Raw genomic sequence first — 18,615 nt, 5'->3', positions numbered from 1 at the left:
ATGAGAAACTGTACCAATATCCTAAAATTAATATGGTTAACGGTTATGCTCAATATGTTAACGGGCTGCTGGGACATCAAGGAGATACAAGACATGAATTACATCACCGCCATCGGCATCGATCAAGAGGACGGTGATTTTGTTGTTTACACCCAGATGATGGATTTTACGTCCGTAGCCAAAAACGAATCGGGAAAAACGGATACCCCCCCTCAAGTATGGACTTCCAAAACTAGAGGCAAAACGTTCGATATGGCGGTTAACGCCATCTATGATTCAGCGCAGGTGCGCACGAGCTGGAGCCATATCTCTTGTATTCTCATCAGTGACACCGTCTTACAATCCAATGTCCTAACCAAACTGGATACGATCGGCCGTTATCAAGAAATCCGGATGACGCCATGGGTATTTGGAACAAAAGACTCCATCGAACAATTATTTAATGTTACTGCTTTCTTCAATCTATCCCCGTTGAATACGTTAGCCCATGAACCTTCTGAAGAGTATAGACAGAAATCCTATGTCGTACCGATTCGATATTTTGATTTCATGGCGTTGACCACAGAACCGGCAAGCACGGTACTTCTTCCTAATCTATCGATCGATAAAAGGACCTGGAGTCTAAATCAAAAAGAAAATCCGAAGCTGGAGATTAACGGAGTATACGCTATTTCCAAAGAGAAATTGAATGGCTTCTTCACCAATGACAAGCTTACCGGTCTGCGCTGGATGGAAACCGATACGAAACGCTCTCCTGTCATGATTACGAATAAGAACGGCGACTACGCGGGGATCGTCGTATTGTCGAACCCTAAAATTCGCAAGAAATTGAACATTGTCAACGGAAAGCCCCAATACAGCATTTACGTGAAGTTAAATGGCAACGTGGTGGAAGCTCTCGACGACATGATTAAGACTGAAATGGAAAAACAGGCGGCCACGGAAGTACAGGAGGAGATTCTGTCCACGTTTAAGAATGGGATTGCTTCAAAGACAGACCTGTACAGCTTGGAGCACGTATTGTTTAAGAAGGACACCCGGCTTTGGAAAAAAATCCATCAGTCGTCTCCCCAACCGATGGATCAAGGTTCTCTGGAAAAGGTTCATGTCGAAGTCCATCTGAATCATGCCGGCATGAAGCTGCTCCCTCATCAAAATGGACCTGCTGCACCTTCGACCCAAAACGAAACAATATCCAGACGATCTGCCATTAAATGAATCCATAATTAAGGCAGCCTTTTCTTGGAGTCAAGAACGGCTGCCTTTGCTTTGAAGCAGGTAGAATTCCTATGTCATATATGATGAAAATGAAATAAATGTTGTTTGTTAAGTTGATCGTACGCGCTTGGCTACACGACAATTTCCACACCTTCATCCTCAAACAAGTCATCATAAGCAACGTAGAGGCCTATGGCTGAGGCGATTAATACCAAAATGGCTGCGATGAACGCCAATTGTTTAACCGTAGCTTTGTTTGATTTCCCTTGCTGTCTTCGATTACGTTGCACTCCTCGGCCCATACTGCATACCTCCCGCTTTCATGCCGTTACCATAAAATATGATTCATACATGAAAATGTTGTTAGGCAAAGCACGCTTATTATATCGTATGAGTATAGTTAATCCGGATCGGACATGGCAACCATATGACTGCGGCTCTCTTTTTCACCCAAATGCCATTCTCTCATTTTCACCAGCAGTTTTGCATAGCTTATAGGTTCGATGGACCAACTATAGGTCGTTAAGATGAAGCACCAAGCCCGTCTTGTCATCGGATTTCTTGAATCTTGCATGGGTTAAACATTCCGGGTCAGCCTCTTCGATATCCTGTAATTCATGCGTATACTGCTCAAGGCCTTTTAACAGTATACGCTGCGCGATGTAGTCCCAATAGGATCGATCACTCGGCACGTCGTTCACAGGCCAGAATAAACCATCCGTTAATAGAATCAGGTGGGCTATTCGGGATCTATTGATTTTTCCGTATTCGAGAAAATCAACGGCACGGGGATCCCCGTTCAAGACGCCGTAGCCTCCATTCACGTTGCTCTTAAAGCGGTTCTCCCTAATGATATCTATTACCGTGCCGAGGAGTTCTTGTTGACGGGTCAGTCCCTGATTCACGCCTTCCTCCCATTTCGCGATGGCTGGAGTTTCCAAATGAGCGACTTGTCTCCAGGTTAACGGCCGAACCTCCCCGTCCCGGTACACGGCAAGAATCATGCAGTCACCGGTCTGCAGGAATTCCACCCGTTCCTCCTGAATTCGTACGAGAGCAAGAGCCGTTCCCCAGAGCCCGTCTTTTTTCTCCATATCGACATGGGCTTGCTGCATGAGTTCTCTTAACTTATCGTTTGCTGCCGCAGCATGCTCCGCAAGCTGTTCCACTTGATCCAGTGATTCAAAAAAGTTCTTCACCGCTTGAGCAGCAAGGTACCCTCCCGTTTCCTTCTTGTCGCTGAGGTAGGGAACCACGGAGGATACCCCGTCTAACACGCCGTACAATCCGGCCTGCTCATGATTAATAAGTGCATCTTCATTTAAAAAATGGATCCCCTTAAGGGTGTACTGCTCAATGGTTACCATAATGGCCCCTCCTACACAATGAATTCTGGTTTATTTGCTGGATTCGTTATTTTCGCCTGGCCGTATTCCAAAATAGGATACAAGTTACAAGCAGTGCGAGCAGAAAGCTGCTAATGGCCGGGACGACAAGCTGCAATACATAGGGCAGTCCCCTCCCTTCTACAACCGTCAACATGGCCGTGAACATTGCAAGGATATAGACCGTAACGAATACGGACCAAAAGGTTATAACCGGATGCGCATGCGCTCTTTTCGGGGGCGATACGTACAAATGACGGTGAATCCACCATGCGGTCAGGACCAATCCAAATAGGGTGCTGCCGTGTTGGCCTAATTTGTACACCGGAATTTGTAAGGCACCGATATGCAGCATTTCCGTAAGGAGCGGAATCTGATTGACGATCCATGCTCCCTTGTGCGTGAACTGATCCCAGAGCAGATGCGTGCCAACGCCTGCCAGTCCTAAGAGGATTACGGCCAGCCACCCTATGGGAGAGACTGGAAGTTTTCCATCCCTCTGCCAGCGGTAAGGGAACCATGAAGGTAAATAGACGTGCAGAACCGGGCGTATAACCTTCTCAAACACAACGTACAGCAGCAATATCATCGGGAGATTGAATAAGAGAATACCCGGACCCTCATGCCCCCATACGCCAGCCGCCCGAAAACGGACGAAATATTCAAAATCCGGCGCCATGCACCCGATAATGAGCGCGGACACCGGTAACGACTTCTTCTTCCACCACGGCATCGTGATGACGGGATGCGCGAATGTAAAAGGCATAATCTCTCCTAACTGCTAATTTTATGTATAAACGATTTTTTACTATTCTAGCATCAACACACTTCTAAGGGATACGATATTTTCGTCAATCGAAAAAGGACAGGCTTCCGCCTGCCCTCTCAAAACCATGATTTACAGCAGTTCACGTGCGAGCAGGCGATATACCTCCAGCCGCTTTTCCTGCGAATGCGGAATGCTGCATATCATCGCTTCCTGGAATCCGTAGTGCGCTTGCTCTTCCTGTAAGCGGGCCGCGATGTCTTTTACCGCTCCCACCAGATGAATTTTGCGCCCTTCCTGGATAGCCATCCGGTCAATCTCCGATAAAGATACATTCTGAGCCTCTTCGGGTGTCATCACCTGCGTAATTCGGCCCTTGCTCATCATCAGCCGGAAAATATCCTGCGGCAGCGCTTCATACTCCGCTTCTTCCTTTGTTTCCGCTGTTGTCACCATATAGGATACGTTAATTTCAGGCTTCTCCATGTACGGGGATGGTTGGAAGTTATCTCGGTAATGGTCCAATATGTCTATGCTCATCGCTCCGTTAAAGAACTGTGCGAAGGAGTAACCGACCCCCATCTGTGCCGCTTGCAGCGCACTGTTGCCGCTGGAGCCGAGCAGCCACACTTCAGGCAGGGCGACTCCCGTAGGCGCGGCGGCATTCGTGGCATACAGTTCATCTTCCGGCACCTGGTCGCGAAGAAGCTGCATGGTGACGGAGAGCTTGTCATACATGTTATGAAGCATCAGCTGCCGCCCCTCGGACAGAGCGTACATAGCACTCGTATCGCCGCCTGGCGCACGACCTACGCCGAAATCAATCCTTCCCGGCGTAAATGCGCTTAACGTCTTAAATACTTCCGCGAGCTTCAGTGGAGAATAATGCATCATCATGACGCCGCCGGTGCCGATGCGTATCCGCTCGGTTTTTGCCGCAAGCCGGGCGGCCGTCACTTCAGGGGCGGAGCTGGCAAACGTATGTCCTCCATGATGCTCGGCCATCCACATTCTGCTGTATCCCAATCCATCGGCCAGAACAGCCAGCTCTTCAGCTTTCATCAATGCGCCTTCCGCCGTATTGCCGCTGGTGACGGGAGCTTGATCCAGTACGCTTAATCTCATATGATATCTTCCCTTCTTCGGTTCGATTAGATGACCATTTTGCTGCTGATCCATTCCTCCAAGGCGCTAACCTTGTCCTTAAAGCGTTCTCCGCGCATTTCCTCCGACAACGAAGCGATGGTCTCTCGCTTTAATACAGCTTTCCAGGAAGTCTCGGCTTCTTCCATCAAATCGGATAGCAGGCAGCAGCTCTCTTCTTTTTGCAGGTCGAGCATGTCTACGAGAATTCCGTGGGACGAGTATAGGGACTGCTGTCCTTCCACCGCGAGGTAAACGTCGTATACACGGATATCCTCAGGTTTTTTCCTTAATCTGAATCCGCCCTTGATGCCGGGGACGGACGTGATCAGATCAGCGGTTACCAGCTTTCTCAACAATTTCTGAAAATAGGTCACGGAAGTTCCCAGCTGCTGGCTGATCGCTTCCCCGGGCAGCACCGCCCTGTCCGGCAGCATGTTGAGCAGAACCAGGGCATATACGGACTGTTCCACGCCGGTTTTCATATGCATAAACAGCACCTCGTTTTACGGTATGGATTTGATTTAAAATGCTATTCATATTTAAAGCGGATAATCAATATCCACGTTATATCATATATCAGCCCGCTTCAAATGTAAAACCTAAGAATCGCGTTCATCTCATATAATGCTGAACGGGATCGTGCTAATGGCATGATCTTGTTCAGCCATGTTAGGATATGACCGAATCATGACAAAAGCATGACAGGTGTATGGCTAATATATGACAGAAGTAACTGTTTCGATAGACTGCCAAACCCTATACTCATAGAAACACATGACAAAAAAACACCGCTTTCATTGAAAGCGGTGTTCTTGCCTTAATCAATCCGGATCCCTAAGTGCCTGCTTGAGCAGCGGAATCGCCTTGGTCCGGTCATTCATGCCGATTTTCTCATAGATGACGCTGATGTAGTTGCGAACCGTACCTTCCGTGATATATAACATATCGGCGATTTCGCGGTTGTTCTTATATTCCGTCATCAGCTTTGCAATCTGCAATTCCCTGGGTGTCAGATTATAATTCTGCACCGGAAACTGTGGAACTCCGGTCGTTCTTAACCGGGCCGCCAACTTTGCCGCCACCTTCGAAGGGAGCATCAGCTCGCCACGAATCGCCTCGCGGATCGAGGCAATGATTTTTTGGGACGTAAAGTCTTTAAGCAAATATCCGGATGCTCCTTTGGCCAGTGCCTCTATAATGAAATCCTCTTCGGTGAACGTCGTGAGGATCAGCACGATCGTATCCGGATTGGACTGCTTAATCTGGTGCGTTGCCGCAATTCCGTTCATAACCGGCATTTCGATGTCCATTAACACAAGCTGAGGACGCAGCTGCTCCACCAGCTCGCAAGCGGTCTGCCCATTGTCCGTCGTAGCAACGACCTCCATTTCGGGCTCCATATTGATAATGGTCTCTAGGCCTTCACGGACAATAGTTTGATCCTCTGCAATAAGTATGCTTATGCTTGACATTTCTGATCACTCCTTAAGCGCGGAACGGGGCATGGTGAGTAATAACACACAGCCTGCTCCATCCTTCGTGCTGACCTGGAAGGTACCGCCCCTTCGCCGGGTCGTTTGGCGCATCATGGTCAATCCGAATCCAAGCCGTTCGGACGTAAAGGGCAGTCCGTTATTTTCGAGCGTAAACTGGATAGCGTCTTCTGTCTCGATCAACTCAAACCGGAAGAACGTGCATTGGCCGTGACGAATACCGTTCGTGATTCCCTCCTGCAAGGCATGGCGGATCAACTTCTCGGCCTCCGGCTCAAGACTTCCGTCGGAGACTTCAATCTTATGCTCCACGTTGACTTCCGCATATTGCTGGGAGTCGTTAATGATTTGCAGCAAGGAGTCCCGGAACGTTGCTGAAGCAGCCGCTTCCTCGGCAAGCATATGCACGGATTTCCGCATTTCATGAAGCCCTTTGCGGAGCAGGTCGGACGCATGCTTCAATTTCTCCGTCGATTCCGGTGCGTTCTGCGAAGACATTTTCAGACCGAGCTCTAACTGAACGACGCTGGCTGTTAGAATATGTCCTACGTGATCGTGAATATCGCCGGCAATTCGGTTCCGCTCGGCGAGCACGGATATCTCCGACAATGCTCTGGCCCGTTCTTCCAAAGAATGCTCAAGCTCAATGGTCCTCGCCTCCACTTCGCGTTCCAGCGTTGCATTCCAGCGTGCCAGTTGGAGATGCAGTTCAAGGCGTGCCAACAGCTCCTGCTTGTCGACGGGTTTCGCAAGATAATCATTACCGCCGTGTTCAAAACCGGCAACCAAATCCGTCATTTGACTTTTTGCGCTGAGGAAGATGACAGGCAATTCGCCAGAATTGTAATGCCTGCGTATTTCTTCACCTAATTGGAGTCCGGATACGTACGGCATCATGACATCGAGAAGCGCGATGTCCGGTTTGTATCCATTCTGGATCCATTCCAGGGCCTCTTGTCCGCTGCATGTCGACCTGAGTGAATATTTTCCCGCCAGGAATTGCAAGAGTACCTGGACGTTAATCGGATCGTCATCCACGATGAGCACTGAAGGCAGTTGTTTATTGGAGTGGGCTGCCTCCCGCTCAGGCTCAACGATCTCCCATTGTGGAAATGACTCCGTCGGAATGTAATCTGCGACGGGCAGAGGAGGGCCCTTCGGCTCTCCTTCGCCAGCCATGGGGAGCGTAAAGCTGAACGTTGAGCCTTCTCCAACACCGGAGGTTACTCCAATCCTTCCGCCATGCAGTTCGACTAGCTTCTTAGTAATCGAGAGCCCGATCCCCGTACCGCCTTGTTGAGATCGATCCAGAGGATTAATCTGCTCGAATGATTCAAAAATACGGTCCAGATCAGCTTCTGAGATACCGATTCCGCTATCGGTTATCTGAACCGAAACTTGTCCTTGCAGCCTCTTTGCCGTGACGGTAACCGTCCCGGTTTCCGTGTAAGCGATCGCATTTCCAATTAAATTATGCAATATTTGCTGCAATCGATTCTCGTCGGCCATCACGTACATATCGTCCGGCAATTGATGGGATAGCCGGAGCCCTTTCTTCTCGGCCAATGGGTTGAGCACTTGAAGGGTCAGCTCGACGGCCAGACGCAAGTTAACCGTCACGAGGACCAAACCGATCTCCTGGTGCTTGAGCTTTGAGAAATCCAATATATCGTTTACCAAATGGGCAAGCCGCTGGCCACTGACCTTCATGAGCCGCAAAAGATCGATGACAGGCGATGGCAGTTTGCCGGAGCTTCCGTCGATCAAGGCATCGGCCAGACCGATAATGCCATGCAGCGGAGTACGCAGCTCATGCGAGGTTTTCGCCAAAAATTCATCCTTCAGTTTGTCTAATGTCAACAAACGCTCCGATAATCGCTCCACTTGGAAAAATGCCCGGGAGGATTTCATGGACAGCAATAATGCCTGCAAAAATACAAACCCGAGCACACCGAACTGCAGCAACGCTGGCGTAGTAAAGACTCCTTTACGGTTTAAGGTATCATTGACCGCTGTCAGGAAAATCAGGCTGAATCCGAGGATGAGGAGGACAGCCCCTTCTTGTCTTTGCCTTGCTAACCGAATGGATGCATAGACGGCATAGAGAACAAGCCCGATGGAATAGATCTGAAATGGGATCAGGGAATAATCATACACCCGGATATCTGTTGTAAGCACCAGTAAGGTCAAAGATATCGTGAAAAACTGCGTCAAACGCCATACCTTGCGGGATAGAAATTGGGGAAACAAGTGATATATATATGAGATCAAAAATAATTCGCCGACGTAAATCGTTAAATACGATACTTTTGCAAACCAAACCCATGAGAACGCTGGGAATATTTCCAGTATAAATCTCGAACCCACCAGCATCGTTCGAACGGCAATGCACATACAGAACAATCCGAAATACAGCGGAGTTACGTCGTTGCGTCTGAGCAAGTACAAGATAATATGATACACACCGATCACCAGCAGTGAACCGATCACAAGACTGTCTCTTACAAGCTCTACCGACTTCTCCTGCTGCAGCTGCTTGGCATCTCCAAGCTCAATAGCGTTATTAATCCCGCCTTTGGGATACGTATAATTGGCGACCTGAACCAGAAGCATCAATCGTCCGTCCGAGTCCGGCTTAACGGGTACGACTACAGACGGACCATACTTCGGAATGGATGCCTCGTGCGTAGATCCAGGTTTACCCGCCGATGCCGCCAGGGTATCGTTGACCCATAGGGCGTATGACGAATAGATGTTTCGCAGTTTGAGTGCAATCGGCTCTTCAGAATCAAGCCCGCTAATCGTCAAACGATACGTTGCATATCCGTCGGCTGGAAGCTTTCTGTCGTTCAACGAATAATTCGTCCAATACTCGGGCATATCGACGTATGCGCTTACGGCAGGAGAAGCCTCCTGTTTCAGATCGTCCGGATCCAGCAGTTGGTTCCAATAAAATGCCCACTTTCCGTTCAGCGAAATGGATCCGTCTGTGCCGAAATCCCACCCTTCAAGCCGAAGCTCACCGTTCTGCACGCTCACGGACGACTTCGCAATAGCAATCTCCGAATGGCCTGCTAAAGATAGGATCAGGTAAAAAAAAACAGGGCAGCCGCGTGTTTACGCCATCTCATGCGAGAATGGACGCAACATCGATATAAATTTCATCGCCTAACCGGGCATTCCCCAGCAGACGAAGATGTCGCTTGGATGTAAAATCTTTGGGTTCGTAACTGTTGGGTGCTTTAGCGGGGGACAACAGCTTTAGTTGGATATAGGTTTCCGCTACAAGTTTGCTGCAGAAGAAGTCGCGGAACGAAGTAGTGATGCCAAACTTGCCTTCGATGATCTCCCAATACATCTGTTTTTTATCCGGAAACACAGCATCATGCACCTGCTCGATAAAATGATCCAGCAGCTCGTACATTTCGGGTGTTCGATCTGCATGCAGATGACGGATCGCAAACATCGTATCGTAATGGTTGCTGAGATCGGTTGACAATCGATCGCGTAACTTCACGAGCTGAGGACCTGATTTTTTGATATGTAACCACGTATCCTCCAAATTGTCGAGCGACGTGGATTCCCATAACAGCACTTCATCGTTCGGAGCGCGTACGACCATCGCAACATGTGACCACGGACAATGTTCCAGTGCTTCAATTCGAAGACTTCCCTTGGCTACCCCATGAGCGAGCAGAATATCTCCGGTCTGCAGCTTAGGCTCAATCTCGTTATAAGGAACGGTAGTTTGGTTCATATTATCCCCCTTGGCTGGTGAAATTCACCATGAATTTTGTCCTTCAGTTTAATACTAAACGCAACCCATAAATTGTCAATCACTGAAATTGGGCTATGGCATCGTCTTTGTTCCTTCCCGAATCCATTTTTAGTAGATATAGGTGATTATCGGTTCGTACTGAGCTGCTTTCGGTTGCCGCTTTGCGCAAACAGGCCTGCCCGGATTTTCTCCATGGCAGGCCTGTGTATTATAATGGTTTTCGTTTAAATAATCTGGCGCTTCTCCTGTCACGCTTCCTCCCATAACCGCTTCAGATTGTCCAAACCCAATCGGGTTCCTTCCCTGCACTCCTCCATGCCCTCGAATTCCAGCGTAATATCCCCGTCATAACCGGATTCTTTAATGAGTCGAAGGATTCGCCGCACATCCAGATCCCCCTGCCCGAAGATGGAGCCTCGCAGGTAATTGCCATGGGACGTTCTGAACCACTTCCCCCCGCCCGGATCCTGATCATACGGACGATAATAGAAGTCTTTCACGTGGACGAGCGAGGCCAGCGGCAAGTTGCGTTTCACGCCGACCAGCGGCTGCTCGTCAACGCATAGAAAGTTGCCGATATCCAAGGTCGTCTTGAAGTTCGGACGGTCGACTGCCTGCAGGACGCGCTGTACCCGGTCGCTTGCCTGCACGCTCACGCCATGGTTCTCGATTGTGGTCGTGATGCCGGACCGGGCCGCGTAATCCGCGATTTGACGGCAGCCTTCCACGATCATGTCCAAATGGGTTTCCACGTAATCGATGCCCATCTTCTCCGGCGGCAGCGTGAACGCCGTTACGTCATGCCGCATATGCTTCATTCCCAGCCGGTTGACCGTATCCACGTGGCGCTTGATTCGTTCGACCTCCGCATCGAAGTCGTCTCTGCTCTCCTGGACGAAATTAGCGGGCATGGAATAATTGGATAATGCGATACCGGCTTCGGCCGCCCGTTCACGGACCGCATCGGCAAGTCCGGGATTGTCCTCCAGCGTAAATCCATAGGGCACGATCTCCATATGCTGTCCGCCGTTCTCCGCAATCCAATCCACCACATCCAGCACCGTCATCTCGCCTGCGCGGATAGCCGGCAGCAAGCTGTAGGTGCTTACACCAACCCTCATTGCATGATTCCTCCTTTATTTGCTTCTTCCATCGTAAGCTTCCTGGTAGATTTCCAGATAGCGGGCTACATTCATGGCCTCCAGCTGCTTCACGTAACTGTCCCAGTCTTTATCCAGATCGGCATCGCCAATCACGAAGCGTGCCATCATTTCATCCACGTAATCGTTGATCGTTTTGGACAGATCCGCTACCTCGGACGCCTGCTCGTTTGTCAAAAACAACGGCGGAACGGTGCTGACATCGGTTGGTTTGTAAGGTTCGTATTTATTTTTCGTCTCGTTGTACAATACGACTTCCAGATCGTCGTCTCCTTTGGCAACGGCGCTCAGGCGGAAATCATTTGTCCGCAAACTCGGGCCGGTTTGTATCCAGGCAATATTTTGCACCGTACCGTATGATTTTAGCTCAGACCAGACCGCAGGCTCCCCGTTGATGCCGACCTCTCCGTCCTTCGCTTCCCTCCATTCCTGATCCGGACGGCCATAGACGCTGCGCAGCGTATGCTCCCGCTCGTACAGGCCATCTGCCCAGCGCAGGGCAAGCTCAGGATGCTTGGCCTTTTTCGTGATGACGAACGCACCCGGGTTTAATCCGGTGGAATCGAGAGCCGCATAACGAACGCCGTTCGGTCCTTTGAGCGGCGGCACCGTCTTATATTCCAACCATCTGCCGCTTTCGCCGAGGAGTTGGGTAAATATACCCTGATGGCCGCCGGTTGAAGCACCCAGAATGACCGTATCGGGATTCTCCCCGATCTGGATCAGCTGATTGTCATCCTGCGTGAATGACTCCGGAGCGAGCAGCCCCTCGGCATACAGCTTGTTCATATACCGCAACCCTTCCCTCCACTCCGGTTTGTTGAAGGCGACGTCGAGCTTGTCGTCTTTTATGAATATATGCTTGTAACTTGAGCCGTAAACCGGATTATAAATGAAAGAGTTCAACAGGAACGCATCGATGGAGGAGCTCCAGGATTTCGGTGAAATCGACAGCGGAATTTCATCCTGGATTCCGTTTCCGTTCGGGTCCTGTTCTTTGAAGGCCTTCAGCACCTCGTACAGCTCATCGGTGGTTTCCGGCATCTTTAGGTTGAGTTTCTTCAGCCAAGGCTCATAAATCCACATTTTCTGGCTCATGGAGCAGTGGTAGCATTCATTCACTTCCGGAAGCGCATAGATATTGCCGTCCAGCGCGGTAATCGTGGATTGGATCTCCGGATTGTCCTGGAACAATTTCTTGGTGTTCGGCCCCTGCTTCTCGATCAGATCATTCAACGGGAGAAAGGCGCCCTGCGAGCCGTAAATCATCTGCTGCGCCGGCGATATGTTCAATCCCAGGATGACATCGGGGTAGTCCTCGCTGGCAAGAACGAGATTCAGCTTCTCCTGCATGCTCTGCTCCGGAACGACCTCCCACTCGATGTGCACATTCGTTTTTTCTTCGTACCATTTGGTGAAATCGTTCGTTTCGAAATTCTCGACCAGCGGATTTCCCCGCACCATCACCTTCAAGGTGGTTTTCTCTTGAACCAGCGGATAGGTTCCCGGTTCGGATAAAACGATTGGCTCGGTCCCCGTATTCTGTGCTTCATCCGCGCCTTTCGGGCCCTGTGACCCGGTACAGCCTGCAAGAAGGATACTGAATGCGGTGATAGCACCCATAATAACCCGCGTTCTTTTTCTCATAACGTCCCGCCCTCCTGAAATGATGGATGTATTATCCTTTTAACGAACCGATCATGACACCTTTGACAAAAAACTTCTGCAGGAACGGATAAACGATCAGCAGTGGAACCGAAGTCACCACGATCAACGAATATTTCAGCAGCTCCCGCAGCCCTTGCCGGGCCGCCGCGGTTTTGGCGTCGCCAAGCATTTCGATATTGACCTCGTTCTGCACCAGAATGTCGCGGAGCACCAGCTGCAGCGGGTACAAATCCGCGCTTTTTAAATAGATCATGGCGTTGAAATATTGGTTCCAGTGGCCGACGGCATAGAATAAAGCGATAACGGCCAGGATGGGACCCGAAAGCGGCAGCACGATGCGCCACAGGAACCGAAAATCCGTACAGCCGTCCAGCTGCGAAGCCTCCAGCAATTCCGTAGGGATTGTCGTCTGGAAGTAGGTCCGCATGATGATCACGTTCCACACCGACAGCGCGCCGGGAATGAGCATCGACCATACCGTGTCAATCATGCCGAGATCCTTCACCAGCAGGTAGGTCGGTATCAGTCCCCCATTAAACAGCATCGTGAACACAAACAGCAGCATGAACAGGCCGCGCCCACGAAAATCTTTGCGTGATAGCGGGTAAGCCGCCATGACGGACAGAATAAGATTAATCGAGGTGCCTGCCAGCGTATAGAACAGCGTGTTCATGAAGCCTTTGGCGACCATCGTGTTTTTGAACACCGAACGGTACCCCTCGAGCGTCGGTTCGACGGGCCACAGCCATACCTTTCCCGATAAAACCGCGCTGCTGGAACTGAACGAAGCACTGACCACATAAATCAACGGATATAACACAACGATTAAGAAAACGGATAAAATGACGTAGTTCACCACCGTAAAAACGCGGTCCGAGCCGGATTCCTTCATGGCAGGTGATTGCATACATGTCCTCCCTTACTTACCAAAGACTTTCCTGCTTCAGCTTTTTGGCCGTCTGATTCACGATCAGCAGCAGCACGAAGCCGATGATCGCTTTAAACAAGCCAATCGCCGTGGCATAAGAGAAATTCATCGCTTGGGATACCAGCCCAACCTTGTACACATACGTGTCGATGACCTCGGATGATCGCAAATTCAGCGCATTCTGCATTAACAGGATTTTCTCGAAGCCGGTCTCCAACATTTGCCCCGTATTCAGAATGAGCAGAATGATGGCGATGGGCATAATGCCCGGCAGGTCAATATGGCGCATCCGCTGCATCTTCGAAGCGCCGTCGATGACGGCTGCTTCATGGAGTGCCGGATCAATGCCTGAAAGCGTTGCCAAAAAGATGATGCAGGAAAACCCGACGTTCTGCCAAATATGGGACCACACGTAGATCGACTGAAACCAAGAGGCCTCGGCCATGAAATGATACGGACCTGCGCCGATCCAGCCGAGCATCGTATTGATGAGTCCCGTTCTCGGGTCCATAAACTGCAGCATCAAGCCCACCAGTACGACCAGAGAGATGAAATAAGGCGCGTATGTAACCATCTGGACGGTGTTCTTGAAACGCCGGTTTCTAACATAATTCAAACCGAGCGCGAGCAGAATGGGAAACGGAAAACTGGCTATCAGCGTGTACAAGCTGATCGAGAACGTATTCTTGAGCAAACGCCAAAATTCATGCGATTGGAAGAAACGTTCGAACTGGGCAAATCCGACCCATGGACTGCCACTGATTCCTTTTGTGACGTTGAACTCTTTAAACGCAATCTGCGCGCCGTACATCGGCACATACTTGAAGATGATGATGTACAATAACGGGAGCAAAAAAAGCGCGTACAATTGCCAGCTGCGGATGATACTCTTCCAGCCACTCAGCAGTTACCACTCCAATCTTCAATGGGATTCGTCCCGATCCGGTCCGTGATTGGAGTATATACAGCCGGCTTGTTCCGCGTAAATCTTCATGTTTTCGGTCAACTATTCAGAATTTTAGAATGGGCTGTTATTCATCAATCCGGCAGTACGCATTTCTTTAGATTAAGCATAATCTCCGGTCCGTTGAAGACGTCTGTACTCGGTGGCGCTTATCCCGTTTACGCGTTTAAACGCCCGGCTGAAGGTGTTTAGTGACAAATAGCCGCAAGCTGCAGCGATGTCGCTGACCGGCTTATCGCTCGTTGCCAACTCCCGCTTTGCCTCATCCATTCGGAGCTTCTCGAGATACTCCGAGAAATTCAAGCCCGTCTGCTCCTTGAAGAAGTACGATACATAAGCTTCGGAAGTGTGGGTTTCCCGGGCGAGCGCGGATAAACTCAGATCGCTCTCCCCATAGTGCTTCTCGATATAGCTCAGCAGCCGGTTCGTTAAATGAGCATTATGGCTCTTCTTCCTCTCCTCGTTCTTCTGACAGAGGCGAACGAAAGCGGCATAGAGAATATTCATGGCTTCAGCAGGGGATAACTCGGGATTTAACGCTCGGATGACGGCATCCGTTTCCTCCGTTCTGTGGCTTCCATCGTTCCCTGTCTGTTCGTTGCACTTCATCAGGGTACCGCTAAGCTCCTGGACAAGGAGCTTCTCGACGGCCATCGGCATTTGCCGATCCGACCTGTTCTTCTCCTTGATCTGCCGAAAAAGCTGCTTTGTCTCATCCAGATTGCCGGCCTTCACGAGCTGGATTAACCGCATCTCTTCGTCTGCCGGGTAATAATAGGAAAAGGCCGGCATTTCCATCTCGGCATGAAAAAAGATAGGAGACTTCTCGCTCCATCCCGCATGATGCAGAACAAACTTGGCCTCCCCGTAGGAACGATACAGCTCGGCAATATTGGACCGGAACTCGCCTACGGCCATGTACAGGCCCGTGCCGGAAATTCCAATCAAATGTTCATAAATCGACTGTAGATGTGCACGCATTTGTATCGTGAATTCCGCTTTGTCCGCTGCCGTTCCCGACAGGACCAGAACCAATTGATTTTCTCCAAAGTCATGCAGCAGCGCCCCTTCTCCGCATAATGATTGAATCCGGTCGCGGATGTTGATTTTGACAATATCGAGCTCCATCAGCATCTCTTCCATGAATGGCTCATGGTAACCTCGAATATGAAGCAGCGCCACCGCATGGTGAGATCCCCGGAGCTGGACCTGCGCGTGATCCATGGCAGCCTCCAGCTCCTGCATCGACGTGAAGCCCCCTTTCAGAAGACGGTCTACCAGAACGTTTCGCAGCATCGGAATCTGCTCTTCCAACCGCTCCTTTAGCGAATCATGGCTTTCAACCAGCTCGGAAACGGAATGGCCGATATAATCAACGGCGTTACGCGAAGCAGCGTGAGCTGCTTCCGATCGGGTTGAAGGCAGCAGCTGAAGGATTTTGAGGAACGGCCTGCTGCTTCGATATGCCAAATAACCGGCTACGCCTAACCCCAACAGCAGAGCTGTAACGAAGATGGTTAACGTCAGCTGCTTGATATAATATACCTTTTGGAGCACCACGGATTTAGGCTGAGCGGATACATAGCTCCATCCGTTGTATTCGGATGTGGATTGCGTCACAAGCATCTCCTGTTCATTCCATTGGATATGGGTATCGCCACTTTTTATAGGAAGCGCTTTCATAAAATCCTGTTCTTTCAAACCTATGGAACTGATCAGGTTTCCGTTAGCATCCGCTATATAGGCAAAGCCCTCTTGTTCCGGATCGACTTTGCGGAGCATGTCCTGGATCTGCCTATTGTTAATCAGGACCGTAACGACCCCGCTGCTGCTTTTGTTCCCGAAGGAATGCATGTAACTCACGACGGAGTACGGTTTGCCTTCATAAACAACCGAATGTCCCGGCGTATACGTTTTATAATGATACTGCCCAAACAATGCTTGCCTCCATTCGCTTAAAGATTGGCCTTCATAACGCAGCAGCAAACGAAAATACTGGTCTGCCGTATACACCTTGCGGGGAGAGATGACCATGCTGCTGTTCTTGTACGCGATGTAATAATCCACGATGAAATGATTAAACAGTTTGTAGTTAAACAAGCTCTTTTCCAAATCCCACAGACGGTATGGACCTGTGCCGGCAAACGGTTCTTTCTCGAATTGAAAGGATTGGATCTTCGATTCGCTCGACATCTGCCGTGCGATGTTCTCGATTTCAGCAAATCGCTGATCCAGCGCTTCCTGAATTTGCTGCAGTGCCGCAGAGGTGCTCTTTACCGTTTCGTTTTCAATCAGCTCCGAGGTTTTTCCATAAGCAAACCACCCAACCAATAGGGAGCCTACCAGAATGACGGCATACGGTATAAAAAATCGAAACAACAGCCCTGCCTTCTCTCCCGAAACGGATTTCACCGGCATTTTCCCCCTTTCTTCCCTTCAGATATGATCCAATATATCAAAGATTGATGCGCGTAGTCAGTAGACCAAAAGGCACTGATTTCCCCCCTAGTAAGCGTCCGTAAACGCAAAAAGACCCGCCTGTGCAGATCAGATTCGACCATTCCGTTGAACCCGGTACTTCCTAGCTTCGTCATATCCTATATCCGGCATGTGCGCAAGGGAAAGGGCATCCCTCTGCTGCAGGTATGCATGATCTGTTCATGGGCAACATGCACGGTTACACCGGAACGACGAATGGATTGAAGGAACTGGAGACTGTCGTCAATTCAACCGTAAATTGGTTATCCTTATCGCTATCCCTTATACTGGATATGAAACTATCATTTTCGAGAGGAGACCATACCGATGAATGTGAACGAATCTCTGAAAAATGCATTGTTTACCAAGGAATTTACCCATAACCCTTATCCGGTGTACGAGAAATTGAGGCAAAGCGATCCCATTATGAATCTGCAATTTCCTGATGGTCGTCATGGGTGGCTGATCAGCAGTTACGCTGAAGCCGTCGAAGCGCTCAAGGATGGCCGGTTCAGCAAGGACGTCACGAAGGCAATGGGCGGGGAACAGACCAGCGTGTTCAGCACCAATATGCTGTTCTCCGATCCGCCGGATCACAAACGGCTTCGCGGATTGGTCCAGAAGGGTTTCACGCCGCAGAGAATCGCGGATATGCGCAGCCATATTCAAGAGATCGCGGACGGCCTGTTGGATGCCGTCTCCTCCAAAGACACCATGAATCTTATTGACGAATATGCCTTTAAGCTTCCCATTATAGTAATCAGCGAGATTCTTGGCGTACCTGCCGAGGATCAGGACAAGTTCCGGGTATGGTCCAATTCCATCATCGGCGCTTCCAATCAGGAAATGAACGAGCAGGTCGTCCAGCATATGAACGAATTCATCGCTTATTTGAGGGACTGGTTCGCCAAGGTTCGCGAACAGCCCGGCGACGATATGATCAGTCAGCTGGTCATTGCCGAGAACCAAGGTGACCGCTTATCCGAACAGGAGTTATACGGCGTCGTTACCCTGATGATCATAGCCGGACATGAAACGACGGTGAACCTGATCGGCAATGGCGTGCTAGCATTATTGGAGCATCCGGAGCAGCGGAAGCTTTTGCAGGAACAGCCGGAACGGATTCATGGCGCCATTGAAGAAATGCTCCGCTACAACGGTCCCGTTGAATTCAGCACTTCACGATGGGCCGCGAAGGACTTGGAATTTCACGGTGTCCATATGAAAAAAGGCGACTTGGTTGTCATCGCCCTAAATTCCGCTAATCGCGATTCCATACAATTCGAGGATCCCGATCTGTTCGATATCACCCGGGAGAAGAGCCAGCACTTAGCCTTCGGCAAGGGAATACACCTCTGCCTCGGAGCACCGCTCGCCAGGCTGGAAGGTGAAATCGCGATTAACACGCTCCTACGCCGCTTTCCCGATTTCGAGCTTCAGGGCAATATCGACGAGCTGGAATGGAGGCCGGGTATGATCGTGCGCGGCGTGAAGGAGATTCCCATTTCACTTCGTTCTTAAAAACCAGCAGAATATATTTACACCTAGTAAAAAGGCGAACCCTAAAAGTGGTTCGCCTTTTGTTTGTGGATATGTTCAATTCAGTTAACATATATAACATTATGTAAACT

At 49.9% G+C, this 18,615-nt stretch carries 15 protein-coding genes; 2 read left to right on the top strand and 13 right to left on the bottom strand.

The features are described from left to right. Positions 1 to 1,218 (top strand): Ger(x)C family spore germination protein, encoded by a 1,218-nt coding sequence (locus GYMC10_RS14735; protein ID WP_015735211.1) that lies wholly within the window; start codon positions 1 to 3, stop codon positions 1,216 to 1,218. Positions 1,219 to 1,349: 131 nt separating this feature from the next. Here the strand turns inward: GYMC10_RS14735 and GYMC10_RS32550 are convergent, their stop codons facing one another. From GYMC10_RS32550 to GYMC10_RS14675, 13 genes are all read right to left on the bottom strand, one after another. Further along, the gene (locus tag GYMC10_RS32550; RefSeq protein WP_015735210.1) at positions 1,350 to 1,520 is read right to left on the bottom strand and encodes a hypothetical protein; all 171 of its coding nucleotides are present in this window, start codon (positions 1,518 to 1,520) and stop codon (positions 1,350 to 1,352) included. Between the two features lie 210 nt (positions 1,521 to 1,730). Then, on the bottom strand, positions 1,731 to 2,585 hold the full coding sequence (locus GYMC10_RS14730) for a protein phosphatase 2C domain-containing protein (RefSeq protein WP_015735209.1): 855 nt from the start codon (positions 2,583 to 2,585) through the stop codon (positions 1,731 to 1,733). Positions 2,586 to 2,631: 46 nt separating this feature from the next. Then, positions 2,632 to 3,369 (bottom strand): DUF4184 family protein, encoded by a 738-nt coding sequence (locus GYMC10_RS14725; protein ID WP_015735208.1) that lies wholly within the window; start codon positions 3,367 to 3,369, stop codon positions 2,632 to 2,634. A gap of 132 nt (positions 3,370 to 3,501) precedes the next feature. Then, on the bottom strand, positions 3,502 to 4,494 hold the full coding sequence (locus GYMC10_RS14720) for an LLM class flavin-dependent oxidoreductase (protein WP_015735207.1): 993 nt from the start codon (positions 4,492 to 4,494) through the stop codon (positions 3,502 to 3,504). 26 nt (positions 4,495 to 4,520) lie between these two features. Further along, entirely contained in the window at positions 4,521 to 5,003 is a 483-nt protein-coding gene (locus GYMC10_RS14715; protein ID WP_015735206.1) for an RrF2 family transcriptional regulator, read from the bottom strand. Between the two features lie 333 nt (positions 5,004 to 5,336). After that, complete coding sequence (locus GYMC10_RS14710) at positions 5,337 to 5,987, bottom strand: response regulator transcription factor (RefSeq protein ID WP_015735205.1); 651 nt, start codon at positions 5,985 to 5,987, stop codon at positions 5,337 to 5,339. Between the two features lie 6 nt (positions 5,988 to 5,993). Beyond that, positions 5,994 to 9,047 carry an ATP-binding protein gene (locus tag GYMC10_RS14705; RefSeq protein WP_015735204.1) on the bottom strand — a complete coding sequence of 1,018 codons (3,054 nt, stop codon included), beginning with the start codon at positions 9,045 to 9,047 and terminating at the stop codon, positions 5,994 to 5,996. An 88-nt stretch (positions 9,048 to 9,135) separates the two neighbouring features. Then, positions 9,136 to 9,765 carry a hypothetical protein gene (locus tag GYMC10_RS14700; protein WP_015735203.1) on the bottom strand — a complete coding sequence of 210 codons (630 nt, stop codon included), beginning with the start codon at positions 9,763 to 9,765 and terminating at the stop codon, positions 9,136 to 9,138. A gap of 269 nt (positions 9,766 to 10,034) precedes the next feature. Beyond that, positions 10,035 to 10,907, bottom strand: coding sequence for a sugar phosphate isomerase/epimerase family protein (locus GYMC10_RS14695; protein WP_015735202.1), 873 nt, complete (start codon positions 10,905 to 10,907; stop codon positions 10,035 to 10,037). A gap of 15 nt (positions 10,908 to 10,922) precedes the next feature. Continuing rightward, complete coding sequence (locus GYMC10_RS14690) at positions 10,923 to 12,593, bottom strand: ABC transporter substrate-binding protein (RefSeq protein WP_015735201.1); 1,671 nt, start codon at positions 12,591 to 12,593, stop codon at positions 10,923 to 10,925. Positions 12,594 to 12,624: 31 nt separating this feature from the next. Next, positions 12,625 to 13,521: a carbohydrate ABC transporter permease gene (locus tag GYMC10_RS14685; protein ID WP_015735200.1), complete on the bottom strand. Its 897-nt coding sequence runs from the start codon at positions 13,519 to 13,521 to the stop codon at positions 12,625 to 12,627. Between the two features lie 16 nt (positions 13,522 to 13,537). Further along, on the bottom strand, positions 13,538 to 14,410 hold the full coding sequence (locus tag GYMC10_RS14680) for an ABC transporter permease (RefSeq protein ID WP_015735199.1): 873 nt from the start codon (positions 14,408 to 14,410) through the stop codon (positions 13,538 to 13,540). A 198-nt stretch (positions 14,411 to 14,608) separates the two neighbouring features. Then, entirely contained in the window at positions 14,609 to 16,924 is a 2,316-nt protein-coding gene (locus GYMC10_RS14675) for a helix-turn-helix domain-containing protein (RefSeq protein WP_041621992.1), read from the bottom strand. Between the two features lie 387 nt (positions 16,925 to 17,311). Between GYMC10_RS14675 and GYMC10_RS14670 the strand changes: the two genes are divergently transcribed. Continuing rightward, positions 17,312 to 18,505: a cytochrome P450 family protein gene (locus GYMC10_RS14670; protein WP_015735197.1), complete on the top strand. Its 1,194-nt coding sequence runs from the start codon at positions 17,312 to 17,314 to the stop codon at positions 18,503 to 18,505. Positions 18,506 to 18,615: the final 110 nt, after the last annotated feature.

This window comes from Paenibacillus sp. Y412MC10, assembly GCF_000024685.1.
GTDB lineage: Bacteria > Bacillota > Bacilli > Paenibacillales > Paenibacillaceae > Paenibacillus_AQ > Paenibacillus_AQ lautus_A.
This window is presented reverse-complemented; position numbering and strand designations above follow the sequence as displayed.

Excerpts from the sequence above, each read along its gene's own strand:
- GYMC10_RS14735 (WP_015735211.1), top strand. The coding sequence starts at position 1 with ATGAGAAACTGTACCAATATCCTAAAATTAATATGGTTAACGGTTATG.
- GYMC10_RS32550 (WP_015735210.1), bottom strand. The coding sequence starts at position 1,520 with ATGGGCCGAGGAGTGCAACGTAATCGAAGACAGCAAGGGAAATCAAAC.
- GYMC10_RS14730 (WP_015735209.1), bottom strand. The coding sequence starts at position 2,585 with ATGGTAACCATTGAGCAGTACACCCTTAAGGGGATCCATTTTTTAAAT.
- GYMC10_RS14725 (WP_015735208.1), bottom strand. The coding sequence starts at position 3,369 with ATGCCTTTTACATTCGCGCATCCCGTCATCACGATGCCGTGGTGGAAG.
- GYMC10_RS14720 (WP_015735207.1), bottom strand. The coding sequence starts at position 4,494 with ATGAGATTAAGCGTACTGGATCAAGCTCCCGTCACCAGCGGCAATACG.
- GYMC10_RS14715 (WP_015735206.1), bottom strand. The coding sequence starts at position 5,003 with ATGCATATGAAAACCGGCGTGGAACAGTCCGTATATGCCCTGGTTCTG.
- GYMC10_RS14710 (WP_015735205.1), bottom strand. The coding sequence starts at position 5,987 with ATGTCAAGCATAAGCATACTTATTGCAGAGGATCAAACTATTGTCCGT.
- GYMC10_RS14700 (WP_015735203.1), bottom strand. The coding sequence starts at position 9,765 with ATGAACCAAACTACCGTTCCTTATAACGAGATTGAGCCTAAGCTGCAG.
- GYMC10_RS14695 (WP_015735202.1), bottom strand. The coding sequence starts at position 10,907 with ATGAGGGTTGGTGTAAGCACCTACAGCTTGCTGCCGGCTATCCGCGCA.
- GYMC10_RS14690 (WP_015735201.1), bottom strand. The coding sequence starts at position 12,593 with ATGAGAAAAAGAACGCGGGTTATTATGGGTGCTATCACCGCATTCAGT.
- GYMC10_RS14685 (WP_015735200.1), bottom strand. The coding sequence starts at position 13,521 with ATGCAATCACCTGCCATGAAGGAATCCGGCTCGGACCGCGTTTTTACG.
- GYMC10_RS14675 (WP_041621992.1), bottom strand. The coding sequence starts at position 16,924 with ATGCCGGTGAAATCCGTTTCGGGAGAGAAGGCAGGGCTGTTGTTTCGA.
- GYMC10_RS14670 (WP_015735197.1), top strand. The coding sequence starts at position 17,312 with ATGAATGTGAACGAATCTCTGAAAAATGCATTGTTTACCAAGGAATTT.